We start from the raw sequence: 20,924 nt of genomic DNA, 5'->3' as shown, positions 1-20,924 counted from the left end.
CGTGGCGGAGCAAGGGTTACGGCGGTCATAGCGTGGGGGAAACGCCCGGTCCCATCCCGAACCCGGAAGCTAAGACCCACAGCGCCGATGGTACTGCACCCGGGAGGGTGTGGGAGAGTAGGTCACCGCCGGAACACCATTCAGGTCGAGGACCCCAACCACCAGGTTGGGGTCCTCCCGCATTTAAACCCCCCTTTAGGCCGCTTTCGAGTCCAGGCCTGAATCTCGGCAGAAGGCCACGCGGGTAGAGTTGTTGCCCATGGATAACCTCTTCAGCCATGCCCCGTCCGGCGCACCGGAGCCTGCCGCAGCGGACGAACTCGATCCCGTCGTCGTCAGCGTCGTGGTGCCGGGCGCAGTCGCCCGGACCTTCATGGGATTCACGGAACACACGCACCTCTGGTGGCCGCTCGAGGACCACAGCGTCTACGGCGCCGGCTCCTATGTCGAGTTCGAGGAGAACCTGATCATGGAGTCCTCGGATGACGGCAGGACGGCGGTGTGGGGATCGATTGACGACTGGCAGCCGCCGCTGTCCTTCCACGCCAGCTGGCACCCCGGAACCACTGCCATGTGGTCCACCGAACTCCGGGTGGCGTTCAGGGCGGTGGGCGAGGGGACAGAGCTCCGCCTGGTTCACAGCGGCTGGGAAGGCGCCGAGGACCCCGCTGCGGCCCGGGCAGAGTACGCGGCAGGCTGGCCCGCCGTCCTGGACCGCTTCGTTCGGTTCATGGGTGGTGCCGGTGCGGTCGGCCCCGACGCCTGAACGCCCTGAGACAGGCGCGTCCGTACCATCCGGCATTGAGACTGGCACTCAGGCCGGCGGCCGCTCCGGGACGGCTGGCGCGGACCTTAGCCCCGCAGTGGTGCCTGGTCTACCGGCGGAACGGCAGTGCTGGAACGGATCACGAACTGTGTAGGGTATTCGGAGTCCGCCGCCGATGAGTCAGCGTCGCCGTTGAGTCCCGCCAGCAGACGCCTGACGGCCAACGCGCCCTGCCCCCGAGCATCCTGGTCGATCGTGGTCAGTCCGAAGACCTCCCCCAGCTCGTGGCCGTCGATGCCGATGACAGAGAGATCCTGCGGCACCCGCAGGCCAAAGTCCCGGGCGGCGAGGATCGTGCCGATCGCCATTTCGTCCGAGGCGGCAAAGACGGCCGTGGGACGCTCCGGCGAGCCACCGAGCAGTTGGCGGGCACTGGCATATGCGCCCTGGATCGTGAAATCGGCGGAGACCTGCCACTCCGGCCGGACCGCCAGTCCCGCATCGCGCATGGCTTTCTTGAAGCCGGCCTGACGCGTCCCGGGCAGGCGGAAGTCTTGTTCGTAGGCGGCGTCCCCGGTCATGTGGGCGATCCGGCTGTGACCAAGCTGGATCAGGTGCCGGGCCGCGGCCTCCGCGATGCCGGAATCATTGATGCGGATTGTCGAAGCCCCGGGCAACGGACCGCCGATTCCCACGATTGGGCGGTGGATGGCCAGCAGTTGGTCAATCTCCGCTTCGGAGAGCTCCAATGACACCGCGATGACGGCATCCACGCGTTTGCGGAGCAGGAAGTCGTTCAGCACGCTGTGACGGCGCTCCTGCCCCTCGCTGACGTTGTACAGCGTCAGGTCGTAACCGGCATCCAGCAGCGTCGCCGAGACGCCTTCGACGACCGAGGAAAAGAACCACCGGTGGACCGAAGGCACAACGACGCCGACGTTGTGGTTGCGTCCCGAGGCCAGGCTCGAGGCGTGATAGGACAGGACGAATCCGAGCTCGGCGGCGGCGGCCCGGGCACGCTCCCGGCTCCTCGGCGAGACGTTGCCCTTGCCGCTCAAGGCGCGCGAAACGGTAGCGATGGAGAGGCCGGCCCGTTCCGCGACGTCCTTGATGCCGGGCATTTCTACCCCTCCGTGTCCTCTATGTAGGTTTCCAGCCAAACTGTTTCACCTGAGCTTAACTGATCACCGGTGCTGGACATGTCCTCCGTGGCGTAGCCGGACCCGGGCCTCGTCGAGCTTCGCAACAGCACCCGTCCGGCCGGCATGTCCAGGGGTTCGGTTCCCGTGTTGAGCAGCACCAGCGTGGTCCCGTTGAGGAAGGCCAGGCTCGTGTCAGTGCACAGGTCCTCGTACCAGGACAGCGAGCCGCGGCCGAGTTCCAGCCCGCGCCGGAGATCCAGCATCCGCTTGTAGAGGCTCAGATGCGACGACGGCGACGCGGACTGCAGATCACGCGCAAGTCCGGCAAAGCTGTCCGGCTGCGGCAGCCAGGGGTCCTGCCCGTCGCCGAACCCGGCATGGAGCTCGCCGGCCCGCCAGGGCAGCGGGACCCGGCAGCCGTCGCGGCCAAGCCGCTCACCGCCGGTGCGGGCAAAGGTGGGGTCCTGCCGCCGGGTATCCGGAATGTCGATCCCGTCCGGGAGACCGAGTTCCTCGCCCTGGTAAAGGTAGGCGCCGCCGGGCAGCCCCAGCATGAACATGGACGCGGCAGCCGCCCGGGACCGTCCGAGCTCCTCATCCGGCTGCGGATCCCAGGTGCCGATTCCATCACCGTCACGCGGCGCCTGGCCGGTGTACCCGAAACGGGTGGCGTGGCGGACAACGTCGTGGTTGGAGAGCACCCAGGTGCTGGGGGCACCGACGGCGTCCAGCGCCGTCAGCGACTCGGTGATGACGTTGCGCATGCGGTGCACGTCAAGTCCCGCGTGAAGGTAGGGGAAGTTGAAGGCCTGGTGCATTTCATCCGGACGGACCCAATCGGCCAGCCGGGGAAGCGGGTCCACATTAGCCTCGGCACAGAGGATCCGGTCGGGGCCGTACTCCGCGAGAATCCGCCGCCACTGGCGGTAGATCTCATGAAGTGCGGGCTGGCCGAACATCGGTGCGTCGTGTCCGGGGAATCCGTCGCAGCTGTTGCCGTCGGCGCGGCCGCCCCACTCGGGCAGGCCGGGGGCCTTGACGAGGGCATGCGCCACGTCCACCCGGAACCCGGAGACCCCGCGTTCGAGCCAGAAGCGCAGGACGCGCTCGAATTCCTCGTGAACGGCGCGGTTGTCCCAGTTGAAGTCCGGCTGGGAGGAATCGAACAGGTGCAGGTACCACTGGCCCGGCGCGCCGTCGGGTTCGGTGATCCGGGTCCAGGCCGAACCGCCAAAGTGGGACTGCCAGTTGTTCGGCGGCTCCTCGCCGAACGTGCCGCGGCCGTCGCGGAAAATGAACATGTCCCGTTCGGGACTGCCGGCCGGCGCGGCGAGGGCGGCCTGGAAAGCCGGGTGCTGGTCCGAGCAGTGGTTGGGCACCAGGTCAACGATCATCCGCAGCCCCAGCCGGATGGCCTCGGCCATCATGGTGTCAAAATCGTCCAGCGTGCCGAACAGGGGGTCGACGTCGCAGTAGTCGCTGACGTCATAGCCGGCGTCACGCTGGGGTGACCGGTAGAACGGGGACAGCCAGACGGCGTCGATGTCGAGTTCGGCGAGGCGAGGCAGCTCGGCCGTGATACCGGCGAGGTCGCCGACGCCGTCGCCGTTCAGGTCCCGGAACGAACGCGGATACACCTGGTAAATGACAGCGGAACGCCACCAACCGGGAAGGTGGTCAGCGGCGTGCACCGGGGTCAACGGGCCCGTCAGGGGACCGGTGGAGGTGCCGGCCATCGCGGTGGGGGAGAAGAGAGCTGCATCTACGGACATGACCGTAATGGTAAGTCCCGCGCACCCAAAATGAAAACGCTTCCAGTCACATTCCAGCCCGCGTGTTTGGCCAGCGATTGGATTACCCCGGGCCGGGAGTGCGGCCTGGCGGCCGACGATAGCTAAGAACCTGAGCGACGGATCGTGGCGCGTCGCACCCTAGCCGCAGGAGGCTGGTCCCACTACCGGCCGGTAGCCTGACTTTTCAAAGCGCCGTCGAGCATGTACTTTGGAAGCGCTTGCAGCTGTGAGCCACATCACCGACGATGCCACGGGGCTCTGGAATGGAATTCCAGGGCCTTACGCGTGGATGCAGGATTTTATGAAAGGGACACCAATGAAGGTGCAGAACACCCTCACGAACGGGACGAGCCGGCGGGTCTTCACCGCAGGCGCGATCTCCGTAGTGGCCGCGCTGGCCCTCAGCGCTTGCGGCGGCGCCGCCGCCACCGCGCCGGCCACCGCGACGGCCAAGCCGGACCTGAAGGCTTCCGGGGCCAGCACGATCACCATGTGGGTCGATGCCGAGCGTTCACCCGCGCTGAAGGACATCACGGCCAAATTCCAGGCCGATACCGGCATCGCGGTCAAGCTCGTGGTCAAGGACTTCGCCGCAGTCCGCGACGACTTCATCACCCAAGTCCCCACCGGCAAGGGCCCCGACCTGATCGTCGGTCCGCACGACTGGGTAGGCAAGTTCGTCCAGAACGGCGTGATCGCACCCGTGGAGCTCGGTGACAAGAAGGCCGGGTTCCAGGACTCCGCCGTCAAGGCCATGACCTACAACGGCTCCGTCTACGGTGTTCCGTACGCGATCGAGAACATCGCCCTGCTGCGCAACACGGACCTCGTGCCCCAGAGTGCCAAGACCCTGGATGAGGTCATCGCCAACGGCAAGAAGGCCGTGGCTGACGGCAAAGCGAAATTCCCGTTCCTGGTGGGCATGGACCCGAAGCAGGGCGACCCCTACCACCTGTACCCGCTGCAGTCCTCCATGGGCTCGGAGGTCTTCGGCAAGGCTGCCGACGGCGGCTACGATCCCAAGCAGCTCCTGATCGGCGACGCCGCCGGCGTCGCGTTCGCCAAGAAGCTGGCCGCCTGGGGCGACGCCGGAGAGAAGATCATTAACTCCAACATCACCGGCGACATCGCCAAGGAGAAGTTCCTGGCCGGTGAGTCCCCGTACTACCTGACCGGCCCGTGGAACGTGCCGGACGTGCAGAAGAAGGGCATCAAGTTCGCTGTCGACGAGCTGCCCACGGCCGGCGACAAGCCCGCCCAGCCGTTCATCGGCGTCAACGGCTTCTTCATCAGCGCCAAGAGCGCCAACGCCCTGGCCACCAACGAGTTCGTCACCAACTACCTCACCACCGAGGCAGCACAGGACTCCATGTACAAGGCCGGAGGCCGTCCGCCGGCACTGAAGGCCTCGTTCGAGAAGGCCGCCAGCGATCCGGTCGTGGCAGCCTTCGGCAAGATCGGCGCCGCCGGCGTCCCGATGCCGGCCATTCCGGAAATGAGTGCCGTCTGGGCTGACTGGGGAGCCACCGAGCTCGCCCTCATCAAGGGCCAGGGCGATCCCGCCGCTGACTGGGCCAAGATGGCCGCCAGCATCAAGGCCAAGATCGCGGGTTAGCCCTCGCGCGGTTCCAGCGGATCCCGTTGAGGGTCCGCGGCACCGCACAGCCCGGGCCGGGCGGCAGAGCATGCCGCCCGGCCCGTTCCTGCACCACCCCAGCTTTCTCCCGAGGACCGAACACAGCCATGACAGACACCGAACTCCGCCAGGCCGGCGATTCCGCCCCTGCAGCTCCCGGCGGCCCCGCCAGGACCCCCTCCCGGAAACGAAACGGCTCCCGCCGCCGAACCTTCGGCCCCGAAACCACCAAGGGAACGATCGCCAAGATCGTCCTGCTGGGCCTCGTGGATGCCGTCGCCGTCTACGTGCTCATGATGCTGTTCCTCAGCCAGTCCTGGGGCGCGCTGGCTGTTTCCGCCGTCGTCGTGGCAGCGATCAACTGGATCTACCTGCGCAAGGGCGGGCTGCCGGCGAAGTATCTCGCCCCCGGCGTGCTGTTCCTGCTCGTGTTCCAGGTGTTCGTGGTGCTCTTCAGCGGCTACATCGCCTTCACCAACTACGGCGACGGGCACAACAGCACCAAGGATGACGCGATCGCGGCCATCCAGCTCACGGCGCAGAAGCGGGTCCCTGACTCGCCGGCCTACAAGGCAGCCGTGCTGTCCAAGGACGGCTCCTTCTACCTGCTGTTCACGGACCCGGACGGCAGGACCTCACTGGGGAGCGCCGGCACGCCGCTGGAACAGGTCTCCGGCGCGGGAACAGACTCCACCGGCAAGGCCAACGCCCTGGCAGGCTACCGGACCCTGAACTTCCAGGAGATCGTCGCCAACCAGCAGCAGATCCTGGGCATCACCGTTCCGGTCTCCGCCGATCCCGCTGACGGTACCCTGCGGACCGCTGACGGCAGCTCCGCTTACCAGTTCAAGCCGGCCCTGAAGTACGACGCCGACGCCGGCACCTTCACGGACACGGACACCGGTTCCGTCTACCGGGACAACGGCAAGGGAGCGTTCGCCACGGACAGCGGAGAGACGCTGACTACGGGCTGGAAGATCGACGTCGGCATGGAGAACTTCGCGCGGGCCTTCACCGATCCGAGCCTCCGCGGCCCCCTGCTGGGCGTCATCCTGTGGACCTTCACCTTCGCCGTCGCCTCGGTGGCGCTGACCTTCGCCCTGGGACTGTTCCTGGCGATCACGTTCAACCGCGAGGACCTGCGAGGCAAGAAGATCTACCGGATCCTCATGATCCTGCCCTACGCCTTCCCGGCATTCCTGTCCGGACTGGTGTGGTCCGGCATCCTGAACCCGCAGTTCGGCTGGCTCAACCAGACCCTGCTGGGCGGGGCCACGATCGGCTGGCTGACGGACCCGGTCCTGGCCAAGATCAGCGTGCTGGTGGTCAACCTCTGGCTCGGCTTCCCGTACATGTTCCTCGTCTGCACCGGGGCCCTGCAGTCCCTGCCCACGGAGTTGGACGAGGCGGCCAGGATGGACGGCGCCGGTCCCTGGCGGGTCTTCCGCTCCATCAAACTGCCGCTCCTGCTGGTCTCGATCGCGCCGCTGCTGATCTCATCCTTTGCCTTCAACTTCAACAACTTCAACGTGATCTTCATGCTCACCGGCGGCGGCCCGCGGTTCGCGGACACGGACCGCGACATCGGGGCCACAGACATCCTGATCACGCTCGTCTACAAGGTGGCATTCGGGCAGGGCACCGGCCGTGACTACGGCCTGGCCAGCGCCCTGGCGATCATCATTTTCATCATCGTGGCCACGGTTTCGGCCATCAGCTTCAAGCAGACCAAGGCACTTGAGGAAGTGAACTCATGAACGGGCCCGCAGCACGCGTCGTCTCCACCACTGACCAGCCGCAGCGCCTTGCCTCCGGCGACGGGACGGCCGAAGAAGCACGCGACAGAGAAGGTGCCGGAAGCCGCAATGGCACCGGCGAGACCGCCGGCGGGCCCAAGGTCCTCCGGCGGCGCAAGTCCTTCGGCGCCTGGCTCAAGGACAAGGGCTGGCGGCACGTTGTGGGGATCGTCGTCACGATCTTTGCGGTCTTCCCGCTGCTGTACGTGCTCTCCGCGGCCTTCAACTCCACGGGCACATTGGTGGGATCCAACGCCTTGTTCAGCCGGATCGATTTCGGCAACTTCACGGAGCTGATGAACAACCCGTCGCGCCCCTTCGCGCGCTGGTTCGTCAACACCATGGTGGTGGGCGGCGTGACCTCGGCGTCCACCGTGTTCCTGGGCGCCATGGCGGCGTACGCGTTCTCCCGGATGCGCTTCACCGGGCGCCGGATTGGCCTGCTGAGCCTGCTGCTGCTGCAGATGTTCCCGCAGCTGCTCGCCGTTGTGGCGATCTTCCTGCTGCTGAGCGGAATTTCCGAAGTCATCCCGGCCCTTGGGCTGGGCAGCCAGCTGGGCCTGATCATGGTGTACCTCGGCGGGGCCCTGGGCGTGAACACCTATCTCATGTACGGGTTTTTCAACACCGTGCCGCAGTCCCTGGACGAGGCGGCCAAGATCGACGGCGCCAGCCACGCGCAGATCTTCTTCGGCATCATCATGCGGCTTGTGACGCCGATCCTGGCGGTGGTGGGCCTGCTGACGTTCATCGCCATCTCCGGCGAGTTCGTGATCGCTTCCGTGGTGCTCACGGACCCGGACAGCCAGACCCTCGCCGTCGGGCTGTACTCCTTTGTGGCCCAGCAGCGCTCGGAGAACTGGGGCGTCTTCGCCGCCGGGGCCGTGCTGTCCGCCGTTCCCGTGATGGCCCTGTTCCTGTACCTGCAGCGCTACATCGTCAGTGGCCTCACCGCGGGCTCGGTGAAGGGCTAGGCATGACACTCCCGGGCAGCGCGGGGCCGCTTCCGCACCACGACGGCTCGGCCCTCCACGCGCCACAGCAGGTGGATCCGGGGGCGGAGCTCCGCCTGCGGCTCCGCGTCCCCGCCGTCTGGGGGTGGCCCGCCCGGGTCTGGCTGCGGTCCATCCACGACGGCGAACCCCGCTACGATCCCGCCCTGCCCCTGGGCGAGGCCGACGGCTGGGCCTGGTGGGAGGCTGCCACCGTGGCGACCAACCCGGTGGCCCGGTACCGCTTCCTGCTGGAAGTCCCGGACGCCAGCGGTGCCGCCACGGGCGGGGCCGCCGGCAGCCTGCGGTACTGGAGCCTGAACGCGCAGGGGTTATTCAGCCGGGATGTGTCCGACTATGCCGACTTCCGCATCACGACCTTCCGGCCCGCACCTGAATGGCTGCGCCGGGGAACGATGTACCAGATCTTCCCGGACCGCTTCGCCCGCTCCGCGCTTTCGTCGCAAAACCTGCCGGCGCAAAACCTGTCGGCGCAAAACCTGTCCGCGCCAGGTCCGGTCCCGGAGCGCCCCGCTCCGGACTGGGCCGTGCCGTGCAACTGGGACACCACCGAGGTGGACGGCTCCGGCCCGCAGACCCCGTACCAGTACTACGGCGGGGACCTCCGCGGCATCACCGAGCGGCTGGATCATATCCAGCAGCTCGGAGCCGATGTCATTTATCTGACGCCGTTCTTTCCGGCCCGTTCCAACCACCGCTACGACGCCGCCACCTTCAGCTGCGTGGATCCGCTGCTGGGCGGAGACGAGGCCCTCGTGGAACTCATCGAAGCCGCCCACGCCCGCGGCCTGCGCGTGATGGGCGACCTCACGGCCAACCATTCCGGCGATGCCCACGAATGGTTCCGACGGGCCCTGGCCGACCCGGCCTCCGAGGAGTCCGGATACTACTACTTCAACGCGGAGCACACGGAATACGAATCCTGGTACGGCGTCAGATCGCTGCCCAAACTGAACTGGTCATCTCAGGGCCTGCGCGAGAAATTCGTCCTGGACGACGATTCCCCCGTGGCACGCTGGCTCCGGCCGCCGTTCAACCTCGACGGATGGCGGATCGACGTCGGCAATATGACCGGCCGGCTCGGCGGCACCGATCTCAACCAGGACGTCGCCCGCCTGATCGCGGACCGGGTCCGTTCGATCAACCCGGCCGCGGCGCTGCTCGCCGAGGCCACCAACGATGCCGCCCCGGACTTCAGCGGCGAGCACTGGCACGGCGCCATGACCTACTCCAACTTCACCCGGCCACTGTGGTCCTGGCTGGCCGGCGACGCCGGACACGTCAACTTCTTCGGAACCCCGCTGCCGGGGCCGAACCGGACCGCCGCCGAGGATTTCCTGGCCACCCATCTGGACCTCGCCGCCGCGTTCAGCTGGGACGTCCGGCAGCAGAACATGAACGCCCTGAACAGTCACGACACCGCACGCGCCGCCACGGTGATGATCGACGGCGGGCAGCGGCTCGGCGCGCTGCTGATGTTCACCCTGCCGGGGGTCCCCGTGGTGTTCGCCGGGGACGAGTTCGGCCTCAAAGGCGACAATGGGGAGTCCTCCCGCACGCCCATGCCCTGGAACGACCCCGGCCGCATCCTCAGCGACCTCCGGGCGGATTACGCGGCGCTCAGCACACTGCGCCGGGAACAGCCCGCGCTCACCGGCGGCGGTGTGCGGTGGCTGCACGCCCGCGGGGATGTCCTGGCGTTTGTTCGCGAAACCGAGCGGAACTCCGTGCTGGTGGTAGTGGCCCGGGCGGCCGCCGAAGTGAAACTGGCGCCCGGAACACTCACGGCGGCCCAGCTGGCGGCCCTTGCCGGGCGGCCGGCCTACGCGACGGCCGACGTCGACGTGGCACTGCTCCCGTCGCCTGGGCAACCGGGCGGGCAGATCAGGTCCGATGACGCCGGCGGAACCGCCCTGATCTGCACCCGAGGGCCGGTGGCCGCCGCGTGGGTGTTGCCCGGGACCAGGGTCCCCGTCCCGCGGACTTAGACTGGGATCCGGATTCGACCGAACTGGAGACCGCATGCGCAGCATCATCGATGAGCTGACCTCTTCCCTGGGCGCGGCGAAAATTGCCGTGGACGCGACCACGCTGGCCACCTACGCCGTGGACCAGGCCCCCGTCCTGGACTATCAGCTCCCGCAGGCCGTGGTCCGCGCCGAATCGGTGGCCGACGTGCAGGCAACGGTGCGGGCCTGCGCCGCCCTCGGCGTCGCGCTCGTGGCGCGCGGAGCCGGGACCGGGGTCTCCGGGGGCGCCCACGCGAGCGCGGGCTGCGTGGTGCTCACGCTCGAGAGGATGAACCGCATCCTGGACCTCAACCCGGACGACGAGACCGCCGTCGTGGAACCCGGCGTCATCAACGCCGACCTGAACGCGGCCGCCGCCGTGCACGGGCTCATGTACGCCCCGGATCCTGCGAGTTTCAAGATGTCCACCATCGGCGGCAACGTGGCCACCAACGCCGGCGGGCTGCGCTGCGCGAAGTACGGGGTGACCCGGGACTCGGTCCTGGCACTCGACGTCGTCCTCGCGGACGGCTCCCTCATCCACACCGGCCACCAGACCTTCAAGGGCGTCGCCGGCTATGACCTCACCGGGCTGTTCGTCGGCTCGGAGGGGACCCTGGGGATCGTGGTCGGTGTCACCGTGCGGCTGAAGTACCTGCCGCGCGACGTGCACACCATCGCCGCCTTCTACCCGGACTTCCGCAGCGCCGCGGCCGGGGTCCTCGCCGTGGGCCGCGCCCGCGTGCAGCCGGCCATCATGGAACTGCTCGACGGCGGCTCGCTCGCCCAGCTCGATGACCTCCACGGCTCGGACCTGACCGCACGCGGGGCAGCCCTGCTGCTGATCCAGACCGACGGCTTCGGCGCGGCGGCCGAAGCCGCGGCCATCCGCCCGGTCCTGGTGGCGGGAGGAGCGGTGGTGACCATGGAAGCCGACGCGGAGGCCGAGCAGCTCGTCGAACTGCGCCGCAACAGCCGCGGGACCGAGGTGGACGACGAATACCGGGTGGGCGAGGACGTGGCCGTGCCGCGCTCACGCCTGGTGGATTACGTCGCCGAGCTCGAAGCCATGGCGGCGGAGCACCGGGTCCAGCTCAAGGTCGTGGCACACGCCGGCGACGGCAATCTGCACCCCACCTTCTGGGTCGACCGGGTGGACAACACCGTGGACCCCGATGCCATGGCCCGCCTCGGCGCCGCCCTGGACCGGTCGATTGCCGTAGCCCTGGCCATGGGCGGCACCATCACCGGCGAACACGGGATCGGGCAGTACAAGCTGCGCTGGCTTGGCCTGGAGCAGAAGGAACCCGTGCGGGAACTGCAGCGCCGAATCAAGGAACTCTTCGACCCGGCCGGGATCCTGAACCCCGGCAAGGCGATTTAGCCCGGGCGCGATTTAAACCGGGCGTGCCACAACCTGCCCGGCGCGCGGCCTAGTCGTCGGAGTCGGGGTATTCGTCCACGGATTCGTCGGCGCCGTACCGCGATTCCTCGGTCTCCACCTCAAGGATCTTGAGCAATCCCGTGTCCGGGTTGAGCATGATCGCAGCCTCGTCCCGGCGGTGACGGAGTTCGTTGTCGATGTAGGACTGGACGGCCTCCGCCAGGGGGATGTGCCGGTTCTCCTTCTCGGACATGTACCAGCGGTGCTCCAGGACCTCGTGCACCGCCTCGGCCGGCTCAAGCTTGCCGGAGAGGTCGCGGGGGATGGCCCGGACGATAGGCTCGAAGATCTGGCTGACCCACAGGTGCGCGCTGTATTCCTCGTCCATGCCCGGGTTGTTGTCGGCCCGGAATGAATCCATGTCGTTCAGGAGCCGGCGGGCCTGGTTTTCCTGGGCGTCCAGGCCGGTCAGGCGCAGCAGCCGGCGCTGGTGATGCCCGGCGTCGACGACCTTCGGCTGGAGCTGGATGGTGGAGCCGTTCTGCGTGGTCTTGATCGCGTATTCCTCGACGTCGAACCCCAGCTCGTTGAGCCGCCGGATCCGGGCGGCCACGCGCCAGCGTTCCCCGATCTCAAACGACTCCTTCGCCGTCAGCTCGGTCCACAGCCGCCGGTAGCTGTCCATGATCAGCTCGCTGGTGGCCACCGGATCCACTTTCTCCTCGATCAGGCCGCCGTCGAGCAGGTCCATGAGCTCACCGGCGATGTTGACGCGGGCGATTTCGAGGTCGTACTCGCGCTGGCCGGTGGACAAATCCGGGTACAGTTCGCCGGTCTCGGCATCAACGAGGTAGGCGGCGAACGCGCCGGCGTCGCGGCGGAACAAGGTGTTCGAGAGCGAGACGTCGCCCCAGTAGAAGCCGATCAGGTGCAGCCGGACCAGCAGCAGCGCCTGGGCGTCGATGAGCCGGGTCAGGGTGTCCTTGCGCAGCATCTGGGAGAAGAGCGCGCGGTAGGGCATGGAGAACTTCAGGTGCCGGGTCACCAGCACGGGGTTCAGCGGCCGGCCCTCCGGGGTGGTGCGTCCGGTGATGACGGCCACCGGCTCCACGCCGGGAACATCCAGCCGGGCGAGCTTGCGGAGCATATGGTACTCGTGGCGGGCCACGTGTTCGGAGGTTTCCTTGATGGCGATCACGGAGCCGCCGAGGTGGGCGAAACGCACAATGTGCCGGGAGATGCCGCGGGGGAGCGCTGCCAGATACTCTGCCGGCCAGTCCTCGAGGGCAATGTGCCAGGGCAGGTCCAGCAGCTCGGGCTCGGTGGCGGCGGCCGTGATGCTCAGCGAGCTGGACACCATCGAGGCCTTGTCGTCATTGGCGCTGGCGGCCTCGTACCGGGGCAGTTTCCCGATCTGACCGTAGTCGGTGGGCTCGTCGTGCCACTGGGCACTGTTTTCCTCGGTCATGGGGTTTCCTCGGTCATATATCAATTCTTCCGTATTTGGCGGGCCGCACCTAAAGCGGGGCAGTTAACGCCCGACGGCGGCCCTCCAGTGGGGAGGACCGCCGTCGGGCGTTTAGGCTACCTGGGCCCACGGCGGCAGGGTTCCCTGGCCGAAGCGGAGCGAGGTTAGGGAGCCGGTGGGCTAGTCGCCGAGTCGCAGGCCGGTCTTGGTGTCGAACAGGTGTACGTGGCCTGACTGCGGGCGGACCCAGATGGACTCACCCTTCATCGGGGGGCGGCGGCCGTCAACGCGGGCCACGATGTCGTGGCTCTGGCCGTCGAGCGTGGTGTGGCCGTAGACGTAGGCGTCGGCGCCGAGTTCTTCGACGACGTCGACCTCGACCTGGAGACCTTCACCCTGGGCAACAGTCTCCAGGTCTTCCGGGCGGGAACCGAGGGTCACGGTCTGGCCGTGGGCTTCCTCGAGGACGTCGCGCGGTACCGGGTAAACGGTTCCGCCGAACTGCACGCCGCCGTCGACGACGGGAAGTTCGAGCAGGTTCATGGCCGGGGAGCCAATGAAGCCGGCCACAAAGACGTTCTTGGGCTTGTCGTAGAGGTTGCGCGGGGTGTCGACCTGCATCAGCAGGCCGTCCTTCAGCACGGCGACGCGGTCACCCATGGTCATGGCCTCGACCTGGTCGTGGGTCACGTAGACCGTGGTGACGCCGAGGCGGCGGGTCAGGGACGCGATCTGGGTGCGGGTCTGCACGCGCAGCTTGGCATCCAGGTTGGACAGCGGCTCATCCATGAGGAAGACCTGCGGGTTACGCACAATGGCGCGGCCCATGGCAACGCGCTGACGCTGGCCGCCGGAGAGGGCCTTCGGCTTGCGGTCCAGGTACGGTTCGAGGTCGAGCAGCTTGGCGGCCTCACGGACGCGCTCGGCGCGCTCTTCCTTGCTGACGCCGGCGATCTTCAGAGCGAAGCCCATGTTGTCCGCCACGGTCATGTGCGGGTACAGGGCGTAGTTCTGGAACACCATGGCGATGTCGCGATCCTTCGGCGGGACGTCCGTGACGTCTCGGTCGCCGATGAGGATGCGGCCGGAGTTGACGTCCTCGAGACCTGCAAGCATGCGCAGGGAGGTCGACTTTCCGCAGCCGGAGGGTCCAACGAGGACCAGGAATTCGCCATCGGCGATATCAATGTTGAGCTTGTCAACAGCGGGCTTTTCGGTGCCCGGGTACAGACGTGTTGCGTTGTCAAAAGTAACTGTAGCCACAGTTATCAATCCCTTCACCGGCAGGTACGTGCCGGACGATCCGTAGTGAATGGTCGTTTTATGCAGTTGTTAATTCAATTGTGGGATCTCATGCGCATACTCCTCGGCCGAAGCCGAGGAGTATCCAATGACGCCGCACGGTAGTTGTGCGCCACATCACATACAGAGTATGTCAGATTTATGGCATTTGGGCCAAAATGTTACGGATGTCACACGTGGGGTCCGTCACGTGGCGCCAGAAATGGGTGTGTAGGCTGTGCGCATGACGGCACTGCAGATCTATGTCAGTTTCCCGGGCACCGCGCGTGAAGCACTTGGCTTCTACGCCGACGTCTTCGGCGGAGAGCTTGCCTTGTTCACGTACGAAGAGTTCAACCGCAGCGACGGCCCGCCGGACGCCATTGCCCACGGACAGCTGAACGGCGCAGTCGCTTTGGCGGGCTCGGATGCGGCAGCGGGCGAGAAAAGCGTCCGGTTCGAAGGCCTCATGCTCTCGCTGCTAGGGACCGCCGAACCGGCAGTTCTCCACGAGTGGTTCGACACGCTCGCCGTTGACGGCCGGGTGATCGACCCCCTGGCCCCGAAGCCCTGGGGCGCAACAGATGGCCAGATCGTCGACCGTTACGGACTGCACTGGTTGATCGGCTACGAACTTCAGTCGTGACCGACGCCCGGTTGACCGCTAGGTGAGCCCGCTTTAGCTCCCAGAGTCGACGGACTTCTTCCGCTCACGCAGCAGTGCCTCCAGCAGTTCGCAGATGTGGACCGGCGCCTCCACCCGGAACTCGGCCTGCGTGAAATCGAGCCCCACTTTTACGCCGAGATCGCCGGGGACAAGGCTGGCCAGGGCGTCCTCGTCGGTGGTGTCGTCTCCGGCGAAGGCCACAGCCGTGGCTCCGGTGGCCTGCCGCAGGAAGGCAATGCCCTCGCCCTTGGAGGCGTTCACCACTGAGGTCTCCAGGACGCGGTTGCCCGTCTTGAGGAAGACGCCGCTGCGGTCCTGCAGGACCGCCCGCGCCGCGGCGACGGCGTCCTCGGCGACGTCGTCCGCCGCGAGCCGCGTGTGCAGCACGACGCCGGCCGGCTTGTCCTCCAAAAGGGTCCCCGGGGCCTGTTCCACGATTCCCTCAAGCTCCTTGCGGACCTCGGCCAGGAGTTCGCGTTGAGCCTCGTCGAGCATGAGCTGCGAGGAGCCGGGCCCCATCCAGACCTCTGCGCCGTGGCTGCCGATCAGCAGCGTCTCCTCCGGCGGGGAGGCGACGGCCCGCAGGCTGTCCAGCGCCCGGCCGGAGATGAGCGCCGTCGTCGTCCGGGGGAGTGCCGTCAGCGCCGCGAAGGCAGCCGCGGAGCGCGGGAGCGCCCGGGCGTCGCCGGCATGGTCCACGAGCGGCGCCATGGTGCCGTCGAAGTCCATCGCCACGAGCAGGTGCTCGGTGCCGGCGACACGGCGCACGGCCGCCAGCAGCTCAGGGGCGAGCGAGAGCGGGGCGGTGTCCGGGGTGTTGGTGTCTGGGTCGTTGGTACCGGCGGCGTCAGGAGTCATCGCGTACAACCTTTTCGGCGAGGGCTTTCAGGAAGTCGGAGGACCAGAGGTCGACGTCGTGGTCCAGAATCTGCTTGCGCATGGCCCGCATGCGGCGCGATGCCTCGGCCGGCTGCATGTTGACGGCCCTCATGATCGTGTCCTTGAGCCCGTCAATGTCGTGCGGGTTCATCAGCAGGGCCTGCTTGAGCTGGTCGGCGGCGCCGGCGAACTCACTCAGTACCAGGGCGCCGTCGTTGTTTGTCCGGGCCGTGACGTATTCCTTGGCGACGAGGTTCATGCCGTCGCGCAAGGCAGTGACCAGCATGACGTCCGCGGCCAGGTACAAGGAGACCATCTCTTCAATGGGGTAGCTGTGGTGCAGGTAGCGGACCGCCGTGCTCTCCATCGTGTCGAAGGTGCCGTTGATGTGGCCCACTGTGCCCTCGACCTCCTCGCGGAGCAGGCGGTACTGCTCCACGCGCTCCCGGCTGGGGCTGGCCACCTGGATCAGGGTCGCGTCCTCGACGGTGACCTTGGCGTCCTGCAGCAGTTCCTCGTACGCCTTGAGCCGGTGCCGGATGCCCTTGGTGTAGTCGAGGCGGTCGACGCCGAGCAGGATGGTCTTGGGGTTGCCGAGGTCCCGGCGGATCTGCTGCGCCCGCTCGATAACCTCCGGCTTCTTCGCCAGCTCGCTGATCTGCTTGACGTCAATGGAGATAGGGAACGCCTGGGCCCTCGCGATGTGGGTGGTCTCGCCGTCGGCGCCCCTGACATGGACCTGCTGCTGCTTGACGCTCGCGCCCAGGAAGCGCCGCGCGGAGCGCATGAAGTTTCCGGCATCGCTGCTGCGCTGGAAGCCCACCAGGTCCGCGCCCAGCAGGCCGTCGATGATCGCGCGGCGCCACGGGAGCTGGGCAAAGATCTCCGGCGGCGGGAACGGGATGTGGTTGAAGAATCCGATCTTCAGGTCCGGCCGGGCCTCCCGGAGCAGCTTGGGAACCAGCTGGAGCTGGTAGTCCTGCACCCAGACGGTGGCACCCTCCGCCGCATGGCGGATGACGGCGTCGGCGAACCTGCGGTTGACCTTCCGGTAGGAATCCCACCAGGTACGGTGGAATTCCGGCGGGGCGATCACGTCATGGTAGAGCGGCCACAACGTGGCGTTCGAAAAGCCCTCGTAGAAGAGCTCGATGTCCTCGGTGCTCAGCTGGACGGGGATCAGGTCAATGCCGCCGTGGCTGAAGGGCTTGACGGTCTCATCGGGGGCGCCGTGCCAGCCCACCCACGCGCCGTCGGTTTTGGTCATCATGGGGGCCAGCGCTGTGACGAGTCCGCCGGGGGAGCGGCGCCAGCCGTCCTCGCAGCCGGTTTCGTCGGACGAACAGCGGTCGACGGGCAGCCGGTTGGACACCACCATGAAGTCGAACTGATCCCCCGCAGCGGCGCCGGTGGTGGCGCCGTCGGCTGCCGGCCGCGTCGCTTCAGTGGTGCTCTGTGTGCCGTGGCCGGCGCTGTCCGTTGCTTGCATTGGTGCCCCCTGGGGTCCGCTCGTGGCTCTCCATCAACCCTAGCCGCCCGGAATCTTCCGGGCTATTCGTCCGTTGGGCAGGCGGAAGGAAACTTGAAAGCGCAAGTTCTCGGGTTTCTCCCCTAAAATGATGACGTTGCCACTGAGTGGACCGTCCCTGGCCGAACGACCCGAGGAACAAATGAGCCCCGCAAACGAACCCCGACTGTCTAAGGCAGAGCGCACTGCCGCGGCGCGCGAGAAAGCCCGCGAGATCCGCGAGGCGCAGCTGAAGAAGGAGAAGCGCAACAAGTTGCTGATCGGCTGGGGCATCGTTGCCGCCGTCGTCGCCATCATCGTGATTGTCGCGCTGGTTGTCACCTCCAACATCAAGAACAACGCCCCGGTTGCCGATGAGGGACCCACTCCGGCCAACGGCAACATCCACGGCGGTGTCACCCTGCTGGCGAACACCGAGGTTGCGAAGACCGATCCCGCAACCGTGAAGCTGTCCGATCTTCCGTCCGCTCCGGCCACGCCGCCGTCCCCGGTCACGGCCCCGGGCGCCGAGGCTGAGGCCGGCAAGCCGGTCAAGGTGGTCCTCTACATCGACTTCATCTGCCCCGTCTGCAAGAACTTCGAGGCGCAGTACAACGAGACTCTCACCAAGCTGCGCAACGAGGGCAAGATCAGCGTGGAGTACCGGCCGCTCGGATTCCTTGACAGCCGGTCCACCACGAACTACTCCTCCCGCGCGGCCAACGCCGCAGCCTGCGTGGTCAACGAATCCCCGGAGAAGTACTCGGCCTTCGTCGACCTGCTGTTCGCCAAGCAGCCGGCCGAAGGCAGCGCCGGACTCTCCGACAACGAGCTGAAGACGCTGGCCAGCGACGTCGGGGCCAAGAGCATCGACCAGTGCGTGGATGGCAAGACCTACCGCCCGTGGGTGAAGCACACCACCCAGGAGGCAACGGTGATCGGCATAACCGGCACGCCCACCGTGTTCGTTGAAGGCAAGCAGTGGGGCGTCGGCGACAGCGCGCAGACCCCGTTCGACCAGTACCTGCAGGCCGCAGTCGACGCCAAGAAGTAACCGTCCGCGGCACATGCCGTTGAAGGCCGCAGTAGAAGGCCGCGGTTGAAGGCCCGGCCCCGGATCGCTCCGGGGCCGGGCCTTCGCTTTTGGCCTTTTGCTGTGGCCGTCGCTTTGGCCTTCGCTGTGCGGGAGGGGCGTTGCGCGTTTTCTCTGGGTTTTTCTCACCGGGCGTCGGTGGGCTAATCTTGTCTAGCGTCCTGACATCCGCGCCATTTTGTGGCCCGGAGTTGTGTCAGGAAGCAGGAATGCCTCCTTAGCTCAGTTGGCCAGAGCACCGCTCTTGTAAAGCGGGGGTCGTCGGTTCGAATCCGACAGGGGGCCCCACGAACCCCTCCGTTCCGGCGATTTTTCCCCGAACGGAGGGGTTTCTTATGTCTTCGAACGGGCGACTAAACGGGCGACGCACGTCCAGTCAACGTTTTCCAGCCCCTGAAGTAGGAAGTGGCGGCGGGTCGCACAGGCGTCCGACCCGGGACCGGCTCGGCAACACGCTCATCCTGGCCGGGGCCGTCCTTGGTCTGGCGGCCGCCAGCTGGTCGCGGTATCGGGGCCATCCTTTGTGGGTCACGCTCTTGGTGGCGGTCCCGGCCATGGTCATTGCCGGAACGAATCTGGTCGCCGGCGACAGCCTGCTGCCGCACATCGCGGCCCTGGCCACCGTCCCGCTGGGGGTGGCGGGGATCACCGGCGGCGTCGTCGTCGGGACGCACTGCATCAGGTCCTGACCGCCGACGACCAACAGCGCGACCGCAAGCACTCGGGCACAGGGTTTCTGGCCGGCGAGAACGTTCCGGGCGGGTGCTGAAGCGCCGCAGCCTCGACTGATCCGTCTCGGCTGACCCCTCGTCGACTGCTCCGTAGGCGCCCTTTTGAACGCTCAAAAGGGCGTCTACGGAGCAGTCGACGGGGAAAACCAACGACGCCGGACGGCCACCCAAGAAGGTGACCGCCCGGCCTCGTCAATCAGGAGCATCCGGCTCCACGAGCGTTGAGAAGCGCCCGAACGCTACCAGCCGCGCTCGGCGAGGCGGTCCGGCTGCGGGATCTCGTCGACGTTGATGCGGCGCAGGGCCTCGCCCATGCCGCGCTTAACGCGGCTGCTGCCCGTGACGTTGTTGGCGGTGCGGCTGCGGAACGGCATATCAAACATGCGTGTTTCCTTGGCTGGTCATGGCGGAGAGTTCCGTCGACGAAGCGGCGACGGTACCGGGTAACTCGTCAAAACAATTGAAGCTATAGAGATGGATGCCGTCGACGACGGGCTGGGCGGTCAGCTCGTTGATGAGTGTGCCGGGCGAGTAGCGTTCGCCGCTCAGGAGGCGGCGGGCGAGCGATCGTTTCCCGCTAAGGAACCGCACGGACGTTCCGACGCCGATCTTCGTTGCCAGTGCAATCAGCCTGGTTCTCTGCACGGCCCCGGCAACCCCAACCAGGACCGGAAGCGTGACCCCCTCGCGACGCAGCATCGCCGTGTAGCTATGGATAGTCTCCGCCGAGAAGCACATCTGGGTGACGACGTTAGAGGCAAGTTCCTGCTTGGCCAACAGCGATTCGAGCAGCTGCAGCGGGCCGATGCCGGGATGACCCTCCGGATACCCGGCGACCCCAACGGCCATCTGGCCGCCGCTGATGTCCGCGATCTCGCGCAGCAGCTCGCCGCCATTGGCGAAGGGACCCGCGGGCTGCGGGGCATCACCGCCAACCGCGAACACTTCCGAGATGCCGGACCCACCACATTCCCGGATAATGCCGGCCAGCTGGGAGCGATCCGCCAGGCTGCGGGCCGCGATGTGCGGCACCACGGTGTAGCCGAGCGAACTGAGCTGGGCGGCCGTGCGCATGGTCCGCCCGGTCCCGTGGTGAGGCAGGCACGTGACGGTGAGCGTCGTGGTCAGCGGCACTGCCGCCTGGATCTTTTCGACGATTCCCTCGGAAGGAATGATTTCAAGTCGTGTGGGAAACATTCTTGGTCCTCTATGGATGTCAGGCGCCGGCGTGGGCGCCGAGCAGCGTGCTGGCTTCCTGGCGGGTGCTTCCGGAGCTTTCGATGTGGGCGAGTTCGGCCGGGATTTCCCGGCCCTTCTTGCGCATCGCGGTGGCCCAGAGCCGGCCGGCGCGGTAGGAGGAGCGCACCAGGGGTCCGGACATGACGCCCAGGAAGCCGATCTCGTCGGCTTCATGTTGCAGGTCCACGAATTCCTGCGGCTTGACCCAGCGGTCCACCGGCAGGTGCCGCTCGGAGGGGCGGAGGTACTGGGTGATGGTGATGAGGTCGCAGCCGGCCTCGTGCAGGTCCCGCAGCGCCTCGGAGATTTCCTCGCGGGTCTCGCCCATGCCGAGGATCAGGTTGGACTTGGTCACCATGCCGAGCTTGCGGCCCTGGGTGATGACGTCCAGGGAGCGGTCGTAGCGGAACGCCGGGCGGATCCGCTTGAAGATCCGGGGCACGGTTTCGACGTTGTGGGCGAAGACCTCGGGCTTGGAGTCGCAGATCGCCTCGATGTGCTCGGGCTTGCCGGAGAAATC

At 67.0% G+C, this 20,924-nt stretch carries 17 protein-coding genes, 1 tRNA gene, 1 rRNA gene and 1 pseudogene; 11 read left to right on the top strand and 9 right to left on the bottom strand.

The window, feature by feature from the left end; all coding sequences use genetic code 11:
* Positions 1–17 precede the first annotated feature (17 nt).
* A 5S ribosomal RNA gene (rrf, locus tag C560_RS0117345) occupies positions 18–134 on the top strand.
* Positions 135–259: 125 nt separating this feature from the next.
* Positions 260–766 carry an SRPBCC domain-containing protein gene (locus C560_RS0117340; protein ID WP_026539147.1) on the top strand — a complete coding sequence of 169 codons (507 nt, stop codon included), beginning with the start codon at positions 260–262 and terminating at the stop codon, positions 764–766.
* Between the two features lie 86 nt (positions 767–852).
* On the opposite strand, the gene C560_RS0117335 is transcribed toward C560_RS0117340, so the two are convergent.
* Both C560_RS0117335 and C560_RS0117330 read right to left on the bottom strand, forming a co-directional pair.
* Positions 853–1,887 carry a LacI family DNA-binding transcriptional regulator gene (locus C560_RS0117335; RefSeq protein ID WP_018775859.1) on the bottom strand — a complete coding sequence of 345 codons (1,035 nt, stop codon included), beginning with the start codon at positions 1,885–1,887 and terminating at the stop codon, positions 853–855.
* A 2-nt stretch (positions 1,888–1,889) separates the two neighbouring features.
* Positions 1,890–3,644: a glycoside hydrolase family 13 protein gene (locus tag C560_RS0117330; protein ID WP_043423379.1), complete on the bottom strand. Its 1,755-nt coding sequence runs from the start codon at positions 3,642–3,644 to the stop codon at positions 1,890–1,892.
* Between the two features lie 373 nt (positions 3,645–4,017).
* Here C560_RS0117330 and C560_RS0117325 point away from each other — a divergent pair, with 373 nt between their 5' ends.
* The 5 genes from C560_RS0117325 (at position 4,018) to C560_RS0117305 (ending at position 11,539) form a co-directional block, all read left to right on the top strand.
* The gene (locus C560_RS0117325; protein WP_018775857.1) at positions 4,018–5,316 is read left to right on the top strand and encodes a sugar ABC transporter substrate-binding protein; all 1,299 of its coding nucleotides are present in this window, start codon (positions 4,018–4,020) and stop codon (positions 5,314–5,316) included.
* A 128-nt stretch (positions 5,317–5,444) separates the two neighbouring features.
* Positions 5,445–7,094 (top strand): ABC transporter permease subunit, encoded by a 1,650-nt coding sequence (locus C560_RS0117320; protein WP_026539145.1) that lies wholly within the window; start codon positions 5,445–5,447, stop codon positions 7,092–7,094.
* Positions 7,091–8,107, top strand: a complete 1,017-nt coding sequence (locus C560_RS0117315; RefSeq protein WP_026539144.1) for a sugar ABC transporter permease — start codon at positions 7,091–7,093, stop codon at positions 8,105–8,107. The genes C560_RS0117320 and C560_RS0117315 overlap by 4 nt, the downstream gene beginning before the upstream one ends.
* Before the next feature lie 2 nt (positions 8,108–8,109).
* Entirely contained in the window at positions 8,110–10,134 is a 2,025-nt protein-coding gene (locus tag C560_RS0117310) for a glycoside hydrolase family 13 protein (RefSeq protein ID WP_026539143.1), read from the top strand.
* A 34-nt stretch (positions 10,135–10,168) separates the two neighbouring features.
* Positions 10,169–11,539: an FAD-binding oxidoreductase gene (locus C560_RS0117305; RefSeq protein WP_026539142.1), complete on the top strand. Its 1,371-nt coding sequence runs from the start codon at positions 10,169–10,171 to the stop codon at positions 11,537–11,539.
* 49 nt (positions 11,540–11,588) lie between these two features.
* Here the strand turns inward: C560_RS0117305 and C560_RS0117300 are convergent, their stop codons facing one another.
* Together C560_RS0117300 and C560_RS0117295 are read right to left on the bottom strand one after the other, a co-directional pair.
* Positions 11,589–13,007 (bottom strand): DUF4032 domain-containing protein, encoded by a 1,419-nt coding sequence (locus tag C560_RS0117300; RefSeq protein ID WP_018775852.1) that lies wholly within the window; start codon positions 13,005–13,007, stop codon positions 11,589–11,591.
* 180 nt (positions 13,008–13,187) lie between these two features.
* On the bottom strand, positions 13,188–14,270 hold the full coding sequence (locus C560_RS0117295) for an ABC transporter ATP-binding protein (protein WP_018775851.1): 1,083 nt from the start codon (positions 14,268–14,270) through the stop codon (positions 13,188–13,190).
* A 262-nt stretch (positions 14,271–14,532) separates the two neighbouring features.
* On the opposite strand from C560_RS0117295, the gene C560_RS0117290 reads away from it, so the two are divergent.
* Complete coding sequence (locus C560_RS0117290; protein WP_026539141.1) at positions 14,533–14,934, top strand: VOC family protein; 402 nt, start codon at positions 14,533–14,535, stop codon at positions 14,932–14,934.
* Between the two features lie 33 nt (positions 14,935–14,967).
* Here C560_RS0117290 and otsB read toward each other — a convergent pair whose 3' ends face one another.
* Both otsB and C560_RS0117280 read right to left on the bottom strand, forming a co-directional pair.
* Positions 14,968–15,813 carry a trehalose-phosphatase gene (otsB, locus tag C560_RS0117285; protein WP_026539140.1) on the bottom strand — a complete coding sequence of 282 codons (846 nt, stop codon included), beginning with the start codon at positions 15,811–15,813 and terminating at the stop codon, positions 14,968–14,970.
* Positions 15,803–17,212 (bottom strand): alpha,alpha-trehalose-phosphate synthase (UDP-forming), encoded by a 1,410-nt coding sequence (locus C560_RS0117280; protein WP_155846939.1) that lies wholly within the window; start codon positions 17,210–17,212, stop codon positions 15,803–15,805. Before C560_RS0117280 ends, otsB begins: the two co-directional genes overlap by 11 nt.
* A 292-nt stretch (positions 17,213–17,504) precedes the next feature.
* Here C560_RS0117280 and C560_RS0117275 point away from each other — a divergent pair, with 292 nt between their 5' ends.
* The 3 genes from C560_RS0117275 (at position 17,505) to C560_RS23445 (ending at position 19,123) form a co-directional block, all read left to right on the top strand.
* Positions 17,505–18,395, top strand: coding sequence for a DsbA family protein (locus C560_RS0117275; protein WP_018775847.1), 891 nt, complete (start codon positions 17,505–17,507; stop codon positions 18,393–18,395).
* Positions 18,396–18,645: 250 nt separating this feature from the next.
* Positions 18,646–18,722, top strand: a tRNA-Thr gene (locus tag C560_RS0117270).
* Between the two features lie 248 nt (positions 18,723–18,970).
* Positions 18,971–19,123, top strand: a complete 153-nt coding sequence (locus C560_RS23445; RefSeq protein ID WP_155855818.1) for a hypothetical protein — start codon at positions 18,971–18,973, stop codon at positions 19,121–19,123.
* A 281-nt stretch (positions 19,124–19,404) separates the two neighbouring features.
* Here the strand turns inward: C560_RS23445 and C560_RS23440 are convergent.
* The 3 genes and pseudogenes from C560_RS23440 to C560_RS0117250 all read right to left on the bottom strand — a co-directional run.
* Positions 19,405–19,497, bottom strand: a pseudogene (locus tag C560_RS23440) (pyridoxal 5'-phosphate synthase lyase subunit PdxS); the annotation flags it as partial.
* Positions 19,498–19,540: 43 nt separating this feature from the next.
* Complete coding sequence (locus tag C560_RS22290) at positions 19,541–20,362, bottom strand: methylenetetrahydrofolate reductase (protein ID WP_081801752.1); 822 nt, start codon at positions 20,360–20,362, stop codon at positions 19,541–19,543.
* A 19-nt stretch (positions 20,363–20,381) separates the two neighbouring features.
* Positions 20,382–20,924, bottom strand: a 543-nt coding sequence (locus tag C560_RS0117250; RefSeq protein ID WP_026539139.1) for a lipoyl synthase, incomplete at its 5' end; no start/stop codon positions are given.

This window comes from Arthrobacter sp. 9MFCol3.1 (genome assembly GCF_000620385.1).
GTDB lineage: Bacteria > Actinomycetota > Actinomycetes > Actinomycetales > Micrococcaceae > Arthrobacter.
The sequence above is the reverse complement of the archived record's forward strand: the minus strand, read 5'-3'. Positions and strand labels throughout refer to the sequence as shown.